This window comes from Paraliomyxa miuraensis, from assembly GCF_026337845.1.
GTDB lineage: Bacteria > Myxococcota_A > Polyangia > Nannocystales > Nannocystaceae > Paraliomyxa > Paraliomyxa miuraensis.
The window spans coordinates 353,812-367,130 of record NZ_JAOVZF010000154.1 but is presented as its reverse complement, the minus strand read 5'-3'; the positions used below and the strand labels follow the sequence as shown (position 1 = coordinate 367,130).

Genomic DNA, 13,319 nt, shown 5'->3' with positions numbered 1-13,319 from the left:
TCAGGACCTACCGGCGAGTCCGAGCGCGTTCAGCACGACCTCCGGGTGGCCGCCGAGCATCATGTTCATCTCCTGCAGCGGCTCGCAGGAACACCCGGCGTCCATGGGCTGGGGCAGGCGCTGCAAGGCCTCGACGTAGCCAAGCTCTCGGCCCGATACGGCACCCGGGGAGCGGTGCGTGAGCAGACAGGGAACCACGGTTCCGTCGGGCATCACGTGGCAGAAGTAGCGCGACGCGTAGCACGTGTCGCAGCCGTGAAGCCGGCGCCCCTTGTCGGCGAGCGCCCTCAGGAACGTGCGGGAGGGCCCCACGGGAAACCCCTCGTCCTTGCGCCGCATCAACAGCCGCGCCAGGTCGGCCACCCCCGCGTCGTCGATCTGCGGCGAGATCGGCTTGTTGGTGTCGCAATCGGCGTCGTGCTCGAGGTGGAAGTGGGCGCGAAAGCCCATCTCCTTCGCCATCCGGAGCACCACGTCGATGGTCTCGCGGCTCTTGGGCGTCACGACCGTCATGGTCACGACCTGCACGCCGGCGGACAGCGAGCGCTCGATCGCCCGCACCACCCGGTCGTAGGAGCCCTTGCGTCGCTGGACGTCGTGGACCTCCTTGGGTCCGTCGATGCTCACGCAGACCACATCCAGTCGAGCGACGTCCTCGATCCGCTCCTCCACGAGCCACCCATTGGTGTTCATGGCCGCATGCACGCCGCGGCGCTTGATGTGCCGGATGACCTCGCCGCAGTCCTCGCGCAGCAGCGGCTCCCCGCCCATGACGCTGGCGCGGATCATGCCGGCGGCGGCCAGCTCGTCGATGGCGTGCAGCCACTCCTGGGTGTCCATCTCGCCGTGAGGCAAGGCCGGTACGTGACAGTAGACGCAGCGAAAGTTGCAGCGATTGGTCAACGAGAGCGTCACCGCCAGCGGGATCTTGCCGCCCGTGACTCGCGAGGCGAGATAGCGACCGAAGGGCCGCGTGAGGCTGGCCACCTCGGAGATGATCTTGAGGTGCGTGCTCATGTCAGCCTCAGTGCGTTGAGGACGGCGGCGGGCCGCAGCCCCAGCAGGAAGTTCATCTCCATCAGGGGCTGCGAGGAGCAGCTCGCATCGGCCGGCTGGACGAGCTCGTGGAATGCCCGTAGGTAGCCCAGCTCTGCCCCGGAGATCATCGGCCCCTGGTGTTGGGTGAGGAAGCAAGGGACCACCATGCCATCCGGCCTCACCATGCAGGAGTAGCGTGGCACGCGGCACTCGGCGCACGAGGAGAGCATGCGACGCCCTCGCCGGGCGAAGGTCGAGAGGAAGGTGCTGGAGATGGCCATGGGCGCGCCCTCGGCCTTGCGGGCCATGAGGTGGCGGGCGAGCTGCCCGAGTCGCTCGTCGGAGAGCCCGGGCCCGATGGGGTTGCGCACGTCGCAGTCCGCATCGTGCTCGATCTGGAAGCCCGCGCGAAATCCCATCCGGCGCGCCATGTCGATCATGAAGTCGACGTGATCGATGCTCCCCGGCGTGACCGGCGACATGGTCACCACCTCGACGCCGCGGCCCCGAAGCAGCTCGATGGCACGCACCGCTCGATCGAACGAGCCCTTGCGTTGGCGCTGGCGGTCGTGGATCTCGCGCGGGCCATCCAGACCCACGCAGACCATGTTCAGCTTGGCCACGTCATCGAGCTTGTCCTCCACCAGCCATCCGTTGGTGTTCATCGCCGAGTGCACGCCCCGGGACACGAGGTGCTCGATGATCTCCCCCACGTCCTTGCGGAGCAGCGGCTCGCCTCCCATGAGGCTGCAGCGGATCATGCCGCCCGCTCGGAACTGGTCGATGGCCGAGAGCCACTGCTCGGTGGTCAGCTCGTCACGCCGGGTCCCCGGCATGTGGCAGTACTCGCAGCGAAAGTTGCAGCGATTGGTGAGGCACAGGGTCACCGCCAGCGGGTGCTTGCCATCCACGGCTCGGGCGGCGAGGAAGCGGGCGAGCGAGGCCGCCGAGCGAGCGGTGGCGGCCCATGAGTTCGCGGCCCACGACTTCTGCGGCGGCCGAGCGGACGCGTCCATCTCGGGGAGAGTATCGCGTCTCGGTCCCGCATGCTCACCGACGCCGCTGCTCGAACGGCCCCCGACGGCCCCCCGACGAACGGATCACGAGAACGGGCGGAGCTCCTCGCTACCGTAGAGGCTCAGGTAGCCGCGCCGCAGCCCCCAGCAGCGCGTGCGCTGGCGACAGCCGTCGCAGATCGGGGGCTTTTCGAACTCCTCGCTGGGCTCGCCGATCTCCGGCATCCGTTCATGGCCGTCGAGGCCGTCGGGGATGAGACACAGCGGGATCGAGCACATCGATTCGAACCCGGTGACCGGCACCCCCAGCTCACGGGCGCGGCGGAGTCCGGCGACCAGCGGCTCGAGGACCTCGGAGTAGCGGGGGATGAGCTCGGGGGTTCGCGGCACGAGATCCGTCGAGGGAGAGACGAACGAGAACGTCAGGTGGAGCCGAGGCCAGCGCGTGGCGACGAGCTCGACGGTCGCACCGAAGTCCGTGGCATTGGCGCGGCACATCACGAAGTTGAGCCGCGTGCGGACGCCCAGGGCCGCGAGCTGATCGATGCCGGCGACGGTCTTGTTCCAGGTCCCGGGCGCGCTGGTCACGGCATCGCCGATCTCGGCGCGGCTGCCGTGCAGCGAGACGAACACCGTGTCGACGCCGGCCTGCACCACCGCGGCCGCGAGCTGCGGATCCGCGAGGCGGATCGCATTGGTCTGCAGCTCGATCGACGCGACGCCGGCCCGTCGGGCGTGGCGCAGGTACTCGAGCAGCCGCGGGTTGAGGGTCGGCTCGCCACCCGACAGCGCGACGTGGGCCCCCTCGCGGGCCGCCTCGTCGATGGCCCGGCAGACCGCCGAGTGCGGCGGGTCGGGCAGGTGCGTGGAGACGAAGCAGAAGTCGCACGCCTGGTTGCACGCGAACTGAACCCGGATGGTGTGGACGAGCCAGGCGTTGCCGTCGGTGTCGCGGCCGAGCTCGCGGCTGACCAGCTCTCGAGCGACCTGGTCCTCCACGCCGCGCACGACGGACAGCCTTCGCGCGACCCGCCGCGTCGAGATCGGCGCGGGCTCGAGGCCGGGCTCGCGCTCGAGCGCACCGGTCGGGAAGCCAGGGCAGCGATCCTCGATCGTGCAGCCTCGGCAGCCCGGCGGTCGTCGGTAGCCGGGCTGCGAAGCGGCACCGCGATCGAGGGCGTAGGCATGCGCGATCTGGGCGGGGCGCTCGAACATGCACGGGGGCGGGAGCCCGCCGGTGGCGAGGCGTAACCGCGTCGGCATCGCGTCGGCCATGCGCGGAGGGGGCAAGGCCCTGACCTCGGCCTCGGTGGCCTCGATCGCCGCCACCGCCTCGCGCAACGTCACCGGCTCGCGATCCCGCTCCGGCAGGCGCAGCCACAGCGTGGCGAGCTCGACGTCCTGCTCGCGCAGCTGCCGGGGGATCCGTGCGAGGGTCGCCAGGTTGGCTCGCAGCACCGGCACCTCGAGCTCGAGCCGCAGCCCGACCTCGGCCGCGGCACGCAGGCCGGCGAGCGCGCTCGCGAAGCTTCCGCGCACACCGGTGATCTGCTCGTAGACCGGTCCCCAGCCGGGCAGTCGCACGCGCACGCGGTCGAGGCCGGCGGCCTTCAGCGCCTCGGCCCGCGCGCGTGTCAGACCCAGGGCGGTGGTCTCGAGGATCACCCGACGCGCCTCGCGTGGCCCGAGGTCCGCGGCTCCCCGATCTGCCTGGTGGGCTCGCTTGGCGAAGGCCACCAGCCGCTCGAGATCACGACGTCGCAGCGGTTCCCCGCCGCCGAGCACGAGGACGCGGGGGTCGGTCTCGAGCGCCGCGGCGATGGCCTGTGGGGCGCGGCGCACGACGACGGGATCCTCGCGCGTGGAGCAGGAGCAATGCCCGCACCGCAGCATGCACGATCGGTTGGTCTCGATGCGGACGACGTCCATGGGCCATCACCGTCCGATCAACGACGCGAACAGCGGATCGTCTCCCCTCCAGCTCGAGAGCTGGGGATCCGTCAAGGGCGTGGGCGGGGTGTCGGCGGCGCGGAAGTAGCTGCCGACGAAGGCGCGGATCCCCGGCACGCGCCTTTGGAAGGCGGCGTGCCAGGTGCATTGCTCGATCACCACCACGCTTCCGGCAGGGCAGTCGATCACCACCTGGCCCGGCCAATGATCCTCGTTCGTGTCGAAGGGCGGGGCCGTAGGATCGGTGATCCGGCGCGGCAGCACCAGCAGCGGTCCGTTGTCCGCGCTCAGATCGTCGAGATAGAGGAGGTGCGTGACCCGGGCCGAGCGTTCGAAGGCTTCGAATGGCCGCGCGTTGTCGTAGTAGGCGTCGTCGACCCCGTCGATGTGCGTGTGCCAGCTGAAGAACGGCCGGCTCTCGTCGCTCAGGACCCCGGCGGGCAGCTCGAGGCGCATGTCCTCGCCGAGCAGGCCTCGGATGGTCGCGATGATGTCGGGCTTGTAGAGGCGAGGGGCGACCTCGGGGTAGGCGCTCGAGAGGCCGTGAAAGACGATGCCCGCGGGCCCCACCTCCACGTTCGGGGCCGGTCGCACGGGGGGATTGGCGGCCAGGGCGGGGCGCCCGAGCTTCTCCCACTCGGCCAACAAGAGCCCGCGAAGGAAGGCGACCTCTTCGTTGGAGTAGGCGCGCTCGAAGACCGCGTAGCCCTGCTCCCTCAGCGCGGTCAGAGCTGCGGCGTCGGCCCGACCCAAGCTCGAAGCCCTCGCGCTCATGCCCCCTTCATGCACCTCTCGGGTCTCCGTCGACGAGTCTAGTACGCCGGGCTGCAAGGGCGAAATTCGCCCATGTGGCCCGGCTTTCGTGCTAAGCGGGGCCGTGCCGTCCTTCCCCCCGGGTGCGGAAGCGAAGCCGTCTTCGAGGCGCCGTGTGCCTCCGCTGCTCGTCCTGTCCTGCCTGCTGTTCCTCGGGCTGGGCTGGTGGACCTCGGGACGGACTCCCGCGCACCACGAGGAGATCTCCACGTTTCCGACCCGGCCCGCGCGCGTACTGGTCGCCAACGATGGTGCCCTCGAGGTCGAGCCGTCCTGTGCCGATCCAAACCCGCCGGTCACCGTGAGCTCCGAGGGGCGCCCCGAGCTCGCGGTCTGTACGGGTGGGCTGTCCCTGCCGGTACTCATCGCGCCCTATGCGTCGGGCATTCCGCACTGGCACTCCCTGCTCGGCTGGCCGTTGCATGCGGGCACGGTGTTCGGCTTGCGCCGCTGGGGGCTCCTGGTCGGCCTCCTGTCCCTCTTGCTGATCCACCGACTGGTGCGCCGCCTCAAGGACGAGCTCACGGCGGACGTCACGACTCTCGTGCTCTGCGTGAGCCCGGCCTTCATCCTGCTGCACGCCACGCTCTTGCAGTACGAGGTGGCGCCGTGGGTCTTCCTCATGCTCGCAGGCCTCGCCGTGCTCGGGCCCGAGGGGTCCGAGCAGGGATCCGGGGAGGGATCCGCGGGGCCGCGCCGCCCCCTGCTGACGGGGCTGCTGACGGGGCTCGCCATGACCTCCAACGTGAAGGCGGCCTTCCTGCTGGTGGCCATCGTCTTCGTCGCCTGGCGCGTCAAGGCGCTGCGGGGGATCCCCATGGCCAACGTGGGCAAGGCGGCGGTCGGCTTCGTGCTCGGCCTCGCTCCGCTGTGGGGGCCGAACCTGATGCTGGGGGGAGGAGGGCTGAGTCAGCAGATCTTCAAGCGCACGGAGTTCCTGGCCCGTCCCACGACCCTCGAGGACCTGGGACTCGAGCTCGTCAACGTGGTGCGCTTTGGTACCGACACGGGCTCCTACATGACCGCGCAGTGGGAGCCGCTGGGCGGGTTGGGCATCGCGACCGCGGTGCTGTTCGCCCTCGCCATGCTCTACGTGCTCGTGCAGACCGTGCGCGTGCTGGGCTCGTGGGGAGGGCACCCCCTCGAGGCGCTCACGGGCTGCCTCGTCATCGGCTTCGTGCTCGTCAGCCTGGAGCTGTACAACCAGCGCCCGGCGGCCAACTATGCCCCGCTACACGGCTCGTTCGCGATCATGGTGGCCATGGCGGTCACGGCCGCGGCGCGCTGGCTGCAGACCCGGGGGGTCCCCGGAGGCAAGAGCCCCCGTCGCACCGCCCTCGCGCTCGCCTCCATCCATGCGCTCGGGCTGGCCCACTCGACCTACGGCCGGATCTCCACCGCCGACGACGTGCCCCTGTCCATCAACGCACAGGCCGAGCGACGCCTGGTGGCGCACCTCATCGAGCATCCCGAGCCCACCGCGACGATCTACACGACCACCTACAACCTGGCTGGCGTGATCGACTCCCTCGGGCGTGGTGAGCTGTCGACCGTGCGCCTCGAGCGGGTCTTCAACTCCTGCAACGACGGCGACACGCAGTGCGTGGAGACCCGCTTCGGGTGGCTCATCGACCACCCGGGAGCCCTGCCGGCCCGCGTGGTGCTCCCCGCGTCGGCCACCCGGACCGACGAGCACGATGCCATGGCGTACGAGTCGGCCCTCGCCCGGGCGGCCGAGCGCGCGGGCGTGACGTTCACCGTCGAGGAGGACTTCGCGGTGGGGGTCGATGGCGACGGACCGACGGCGATTCGGCTCGTGCGCTTGCACCGCTCCCGCCCCCACGCGCCTTGACATCGGCAGGGCCCCCCGAACAGACTTTCATCATCCACCGGGGATCCACGGGAGGATGCTGGTGGAGGGATGCTGGACCAGTGCCTGTCGCGGGTCGATCTTCGCTCGGGAGCATGACCGCGGTGCGCCAACGCAAGGTCGCAATCGCCTACGTCGAGACGCAGGGGAGGGGCGAGGAGCCCAAGCCCGACAATCCGTGGGACGTGTTCAGCTATGGGGCGTACCGCGTGCTCGCGGCGGCCGTGCAGGCGTGCCCCGACAACGACACCCGCCTGTTCTCGTGTGGCGAGGGCGAGGTGGAGGCGCTCGCCGCGGACATCGAGGCATTCGGCCCCGACGTCTTCGCCGCCTCCTGCTTCATGTGGTCGTTCCCGACCTTCGTCGAGGTCGCCAAGCGCCTCCGCCCGCGCCTTCCCGGCATGGCCATCGTCTTCGGCGGGCCGTGTGCGCACCCGGCCATGTTCGACCTGCCCCCCTACCGGGACTGCCATCGCCTCGTGGACGCGCTGGTCGCTCGCGAGGGGGAGACCGTGATCGCGAGCATCCTCGCCCTCGAAGCCATCGACCGCGACGCCTTGCTCGCGATCCAGGGCGTCATGGTGCCGACGCCCTTCGGCTTTCGGGCGGGCGGCGCGGGTGGACGGCCGGTCCAGCCGCTGGACGAGATGCCCTCGCCCTACCGCATGGGCCTGTCGCCCGCCCACGTGCCCGGCAAGATCGAGCTGTTCCGCGGCTGCCCCATGTCCTGCGCGTTCTGTGAGTGGGGCGTGGCCGACGACCCGTCGCGCGTGGCCTCCCGCGAGTGGCTGACCGAGGAGCTGCTCACCTTCCGCCGCCTCGGTCTCCAGAGCGTGTTGTTGGTGGACGCGGGCATCAACCTCAACGGACGCGCCTTCCGCAACCTCGTCGCCGCCGAGTCCGAGGTGGGCTTGTTCGAGCACGCCAAGGTCGCCCTCGAGCTCTACCCCGACTACGTCCGCGAGGAGCACATCGACTTCTTGCGGGGCTGCAACATCCACACGGTGGGCGTGGGTCTGCAGACGATCTCGCCCAATACCCACGCATCGATGGGCCGGCGCTTCAACGCCGAGAAATTCAGGCGCGGCATGGGCCTCATCGAAGAGGTCACGCGCCCGACCATCGACGTCATCTTCGGCCTGCCCGGCGACAGCCCCGAGGCGTTTTGGCGGACCATCGAGTTCGCCCTCGAGGTCAGCGACGCCGCCGACGTGTTCGCCTATCACGCGCTGGTCTTGCCCGACGGGCTCATGACGCGCGCGCCCGAGGGCTGCGAGATCGACTTCGATCCCGTCACGCTCACCATGCGCTCCTGCGATGGATGGAGCGCGCAGGACATCGTCGACACCAAGAAGCGCCTGAGCGATCTGTGCCAGCGGCACGGCGAGCTCTGGTACGGCATCGAGCGCGGCCCCGAGACCAGGGCTCACCACGGCACGAGCGAGCGCCCGCCCGAGCTGCGCTCGCAAACGCAGGAGGCTGCGGCCGATCGAGCGGCCCCTCGAGCAACTCCTCCGCCGGCTGCTCCAGCAGACCGCTCCGCGCGGCCCCGACCGCATGGGTCCCGCGCTCATGGAACATCGGGCCCCCGGCCGCGTCGCATCGCGCTGGTCTGCCACGATCCCTGGCGGCACGAGGACAGCGACGACATCCGGCCGTTCAACTATGGCGTACGTCGGATCCAGGCGGCCATCCTCGGTCACCCCGCGCTGGCGGACAGCGAGCTGGCCCTGCTCGAGTCCACGTCGCTCGACCCGGCCGTGCTCGCGGCCAAGATCGAGGACTTCGATCCCGATGTGATCGGCGTATCCGCCTACGTGTGGTCGTTCCCGCTGCTGCTCGAGGTCTGCCGTCGCGCCAAGCGAGCGCGTCCCGACCGCCTGGTGGTCTTCGGCGGCCCCTCGTCGCGGCCGGAGATGTGCGCGCTGCCCCAGCACAGCGACGCGGCCGAGGTCATCGACGTGCTCGTCACCGACGAGGGCGAGTACTGCATCCAGCAGATCCTGCTGTCGCCCGATCGCGAGCTGTCGACGCTGCGGCGGATCCCGGGCCTCGCGCTGCACGACGGGGAGCGCTGGTTTCGTACGGCGTCGCTGAAGCTCGGCTCGCCCGACGTGCATCCCTCGCCCTACCAGATGGGCCTGGTGCCTTCGGGCATCACCTGCGAGATCGAGTCGTTTCGCGGGTGTCCCCTGTCCTGCACCTTCTGCGAGTGGGGCGATACGGGGGCCTCGGGGCGCACCTTCGGCTTCGAGTACCTCCTCGCGGAACTCCAGGCCCTGACCGCACTCGATGCCAAGGGCTCGTGGCTCGTCGATGCGGGGCTCAACCTCAACGCCCGCGCATTCAAGAACCTGTCCCGCGCCGAGGCCGAGGTGGGCGCGCTCAAGAAGCTCGGCAACTTTCGCTGCGAGATCTATCCCTCGCACACCAACGACGAGCACCTGCGCTTCCTGGAGGACACCACCGCGGTCTACGCGGGCATCGGTCTGCAGTCCTTCGATCCCCAGGTGCTCAAGGGCGTGTCGCGCAAGTTCGACGTGGACCGCTTCAACCGCGTGGTGCACGAGGTGGGCGCCATCGTCCCCGAGGCCACGGTCGAGGTGATGATGGGCCTGCCGGGAGACACCCCCGACAATTTCAGGCGCACGGTGGAGCGCGTGCGCACGCTGCCCGTGAACGTACGGGTGTTCCACACGCTGGTCCTCCCGGGGGCCCTGATGACCAAGGCCCCCGCCAGCTTCGACCTCGTCTATGACCCCTTCGATCTGCGCATCCTGTCGTGCCAGGGCTGGTCGCGCAAGGACATCGAGGCGGCCTGCCAGTGGCTCGACGACCAGGTGGAGGATCCGAGCGGCGAGCCCGTGGGCACCTGGCGCTTCTTCCGACCCGATCGCGCGGACCGCTTTGGTCGCGGTGGTCCGCGCACCGACGAGATCGTCGTGCGCACCCAGCAACAGGAGCGGCAGCAGCGGCAGCAGCGGCGCAGCATGGAGCCGCCGCCCGGTCGTCCGACCTCGCGGGACGTGGAGCTGCTGCCTGGCTTGCGCGAGGCGGTGCAGCGGCGCGCGACGGCCACGGGCTGGTCCCTCGTCGACGTCGTTGCCGTCGATGCCGACGTGCGCCGGGGTCTGCTCGTCTCGGTGGAGAGGACCGAGGGCTCGCTGACGCTGCGCGTCGTGCCCGCGGTGGAGGGCCAGCGCCACTACAAGGCGGCCCACGGCCTGGCCTACTCGTACGAGCGGGCCCAGGGCAACCAACGTGCCCAGGGAGGCTCGGGCATGCGCGTCCTCGACGTGCTCATCGAGGCGCTCCATCCCCTCATGCGCGCCGCGCTGCTCGGGTACCGGAGCGCCGCCAAGGGCCGCGGCCTCGCTGTGCTGCCCGAGCGGCGCGAGCAGCCCGTGCCGCCCAAGCGAGGCCGGGCTCACGCGAAGTAGCAGAACGTCGAGTCGTCCTCGGAGAGCACGATGAACGACCCGATGGTCCACCGGTCGCGCTCGCCCTCGACCCGAACCACGCGGTGGAAGTAGCGGCCGGCGTCGAACAGCAACATGTCGCCCGTGCCCGCGCGCAGCCGGTGGTGCGGGCTCGTGCGCTCGAAGTGCTCGTAGGTGCGGGCGTCGTCGCGGGGCATGTACTTGAGCGTGGGCGTGTCGGGATCGTCCTCGCCGATGGAGTAGAGGCCGAGCTCTCCGCCGCGCTCGGGCGCCTGCAGGGTGAGGTAGATGCTGAGCAGGTGCGGGCGCACGCCGGCGCCGCAGATCCGTCGCAGACCCGCCATGGACTCGGCGTCGAACGCCTCGTTCTCGTAGTGCAGACCGATCTGGCCGCTGGGCATCATCGTGCGAATCGAGAACGCCTGGTACTCGCGGCCGTCCTCGCTCCGGGCCAGCCGGACCTCGCGGCCCCCGGCCATGCTGGAGAGGATGCGTTCCAGGCGGGTGAGGAAGTCGATCTGCAAGCCGTCGAAGAGGCGCCTGGATTCCTCGCGGTAGATCGCGGCTTCTTCGAAGTAGGCGTGCAGGGTGGCGTCGCGCTCCGCTGGTAGTACGCGCCCGAAGACGACCCCCGGGTAGTAGTCGGACTCGTTGCGCGGGATGCGGCTGAGGCCCGCCTCGAGGCGGCGGACGATCTCCTGCATCGTCGCCTCGGGGAAGACGTTGCGAATGATCATGCCCGCGAAGCCGTTGCCCGCGCGCACCTGGGCCAGCCCGTTGGGGCGGCGCTCCGCGAGCACGGAGGCGTCCAGGTCGTCGACCTCAAGGGCCTGCCGCACGCCGCTACGCTAGCTTCGGCGGCCCATGGTGGCAATGATGCGCTACGCTATCGTCGCTCGCGCGCCTCGTGCGCTACCGCTCCAGCCAGGAGCCCTCGGGATGCAAGCACAGATGTCGGCAACCACCGCCTGGGAGGGGCGCGAGGTCCAGACCGTCACCATGGCGGACGTGCAGGACGTGCTCGACGGTCGGATCGCCTACGTGGTCGTTCGCGGCTTTCTCGACGCCGAAACCTGCGCTGCGCTGGTGGACCGCTTCGGCGCCAGCGAGCCCGACCGGGGTCGGTACGGGGTGCTGCCCACGCTCCAGGTCGGCCAGCCGCTGATGCCCCGCGAGTGCGACGCGTACTTCGCCCGCACCCGCGAGCTCAACGCCAAGGTCGCGTCGCTCTACGGGGACACGCCCAACCAGGCCCACCGCGTACGCACGATGCTCGAGCAGGTCACGGGCTGGCGCACCCTCGTGCTGGCGGAGAACGGTGCGCCCTACCTCGAGAGCCTGTTCGTCTCGTTTCCCCCGGGCGCTCACATCCCGCTGCACGTGGACCGGTCCGCCGACATCGAGGGGCTCGGCATCAAGCGCTTCCCCGTGCAGCTGAGCTGGAACGTCTACCTCCAGCTCGCGGAGAGGGGCGGCGACCTCATCGTCTACGACAAGACCTTCGCCCAGGGCGACGGCGAGTGGGTCACGGAGAAGCAGGGCGGCTTCGTGATGGACGATGCGCTCCTCCGTCGGGAGACGATCATCCGCTTCCGCACGGGCGACTTCATCCTGTTCGATGCAAACCGCTATCACACCGTCACGCTCATCGAGGGCGGTCGACACCGGGTCTACACCCACGGCTTCGTGTCGGTGGACCCGCAGCGGGGGGAGATGAGCTTCTGGACGTAGCACGCCCATTGCGTGCCCCAAACCCGTCACCGTTGCGGTAGGCTGGTTCCGGCCCGGGCTCGACATGAGAGGATCTCGATGACGAACAGGCGACTTGGTGTGGGACTGGGCATGGGACTGGGAGCCGTGGTCTCGATGCTGGTGCTGGCCGGGTGCACCGCCGATCCGTCCGCGGAGGGGACCGGCATCAGCGGTGGAACCCACGTCCCCACCTCCACCGGGACCACGGCCGACGACGAGGGCAGCACGGGACCCAAGCTCGACGCGGCCATCGGCGGGGGACCCAAGCTCGACATGGGCGACGCGTGCACGCCCACCGAAGACGCCACCGTCAGGGGCACGGTGTACGCACCCAACCTGGAGATCCCCATCGCCGGCGCGGTGGTCTACGTGACCGCCAACGATGCCGAGCCGGTGCCCGACGGGGTGTACTGTGCGGAGTGCGTGAAGGTGGCCTGCAACGAGCAATTCGTGCTCACCGAGGCCGATGGGACCTTCGAGGTGCCGGCCTCGGCCGGCGCCGGCCGCAAGCTCGTGGTGCAGAAGGGCCAGTTCTTGCGCGTGACCGACATCGACGTCGTCGCGGGCGAGAACGTGGTGGCGCCCGACCAGAGCAACCTGCCCGACCGGTGGTACCCGGGAGGCGGCATGTGGATCCCCCGCATCGCGGTGGTACGGACCCCCAACGACAACATCTACAACATCCTGGCGAAGATCGGCCTGGGCGACGTGAGCGACGCCGGGGGCCTGGTCGAGGGCACCGAGAAATTCGATCTGCTGCCCCAGCCCGAGGGCGGGGCGCTGCTCGACGACCTCGAGGCGATGCGCCAGTATCACATCATCTTCGTGCCCTGCATGGCGCAGGTGGGCATGGGGACCCTCAGCGCGCAGCGGATCGACAACATCCGCCAGTGGGTCTCGGAGGGCGGCAAGTGGTACGTGACCGACTGGGCCAACGAGTACCTCTACGAGAGCTTCCCCAACTACCAGCACTTGCACGGGGAGGCCTTCGATCCCGACCTCGACCACTACGACACCACGGGGACGGTGCTCGACCCGGACCTGCTGGCGTGGCTCGAGGCGCTGCCCGAGCCGCTCAAGGACATCGGAGGCGGCCATCCCAACCTGCTGTCGCTGCCCGAGGTGGAGCTCGTGCACAACTGGTCGGGCATCGACGCCGTCTACCCGGTGATGGTGGAGAACGACGAGGGCGAGCCGGTCGACGTGGGTCATCGTGCATGGGTGGAGGGCCCCTGCTCGGTGTGCACTCCGACCGACGCCGTGCGGCCCATGACCATCAGCGCCGAGTACGGCTGCGGGCGCATGATGTTCAGCACCTATCACACCGACGAGGACGTCCACCCCGGGCTGACGCCACAGGAGCTGCTCTTGCTGTACATCATCCTGGAGATCGGCGTCTGCCACGAGACGCCGCCTCCGCCTCCGCCGCCCGCGGGATAG

At 69.9% G+C, this 13,319-nt stretch carries 9 protein-coding genes; 4 read left to right on the top strand and 5 right to left on the bottom strand.

Translation table 11 applies throughout. The annotated features are described in order from the left end of the window. From OEB96_RS23660 to OEB96_RS23645, 4 genes are all read right to left on the bottom strand, one after another. Complete coding sequence (locus OEB96_RS23660; RefSeq protein ID WP_266218972.1) at nucleotides 1-1,017, bottom strand: radical SAM/SPASM domain-containing protein; 1,017 nt, start codon at nucleotides 1,015-1,017, stop codon at nucleotides 1-3. Continuing rightward, entirely contained in the window at nucleotides 1,014-2,054 is a 1,041-nt protein-coding gene (locus tag OEB96_RS23655; RefSeq protein WP_266218971.1) for a radical SAM protein, read from the bottom strand. Before OEB96_RS23655 ends, OEB96_RS23660 begins: the two co-directional genes overlap by 4 nt. Nucleotides 2,055-2,138: 84 nt before the next feature. Beyond that, nucleotides 2,139-3,983 (bottom strand): radical SAM protein, encoded by a 1,845-nt coding sequence (locus OEB96_RS23650; protein WP_266218970.1) that lies wholly within the window; start codon nucleotides 3,981-3,983, stop codon nucleotides 2,139-2,141. A 6-nt stretch (nucleotides 3,984-3,989) separates the two neighbouring features. Continuing rightward, entirely contained in the window at nucleotides 3,990-4,778 is a 789-nt protein-coding gene (locus OEB96_RS23645; RefSeq protein WP_266218969.1) for a phytanoyl-CoA dioxygenase family protein, read from the bottom strand. A gap of 154 nt (nucleotides 4,779-4,932) precedes the next feature. On the opposite strand from OEB96_RS23645, the gene OEB96_RS23640 reads away from it, so the two are divergent. Together OEB96_RS23640 and OEB96_RS23635 are read left to right on the top strand one after the other, a co-directional pair. Continuing rightward, nucleotides 4,933-6,669, top strand: a complete 1,737-nt coding sequence (locus OEB96_RS23640) for a hypothetical protein (protein WP_266218968.1) — start codon at nucleotides 4,933-4,935, stop codon at nucleotides 6,667-6,669. 122 nt (nucleotides 6,670-6,791) lie between these two features. Further along, nucleotides 6,792-10,127, top strand: coding sequence for a B12-binding domain-containing radical SAM protein (locus OEB96_RS23635; RefSeq protein WP_266218967.1), 3,336 nt, complete (start codon nucleotides 6,792-6,794; stop codon nucleotides 10,125-10,127). Here the strand turns inward: OEB96_RS23635 and OEB96_RS23630 are convergent. Further along, the gene (locus OEB96_RS23630) at nucleotides 10,115-10,966 is read right to left on the bottom strand and encodes a 2OG-Fe(II)-dependent halogenase WelO5 family protein (protein ID WP_266218966.1); all 852 of its coding nucleotides are present in this window, start codon (nucleotides 10,964-10,966) and stop codon (nucleotides 10,115-10,117) included. The genes OEB96_RS23635 and OEB96_RS23630 overlap by 13 nt on opposite strands. Before the next feature lie 112 nt (nucleotides 10,967-11,078). Between OEB96_RS23630 and OEB96_RS23625 the strand changes: the two genes are divergently transcribed. Together OEB96_RS23625 and OEB96_RS23620 are read left to right on the top strand one after the other, a co-directional pair. After that, entirely contained in the window at nucleotides 11,079-11,858 is a 780-nt protein-coding gene (locus OEB96_RS23625; protein WP_266218965.1) for a 2OG-Fe(II)-dependent halogenase WelO5 family protein, read from the top strand. 78 nt (nucleotides 11,859-11,936) lie between these two features. Then, a complete protein-coding gene (locus OEB96_RS23620; RefSeq protein WP_266218964.1) occupies nucleotides 11,937-13,319 on the top strand; it encodes a hypothetical protein in 1,383 nt (460 codons plus the stop codon).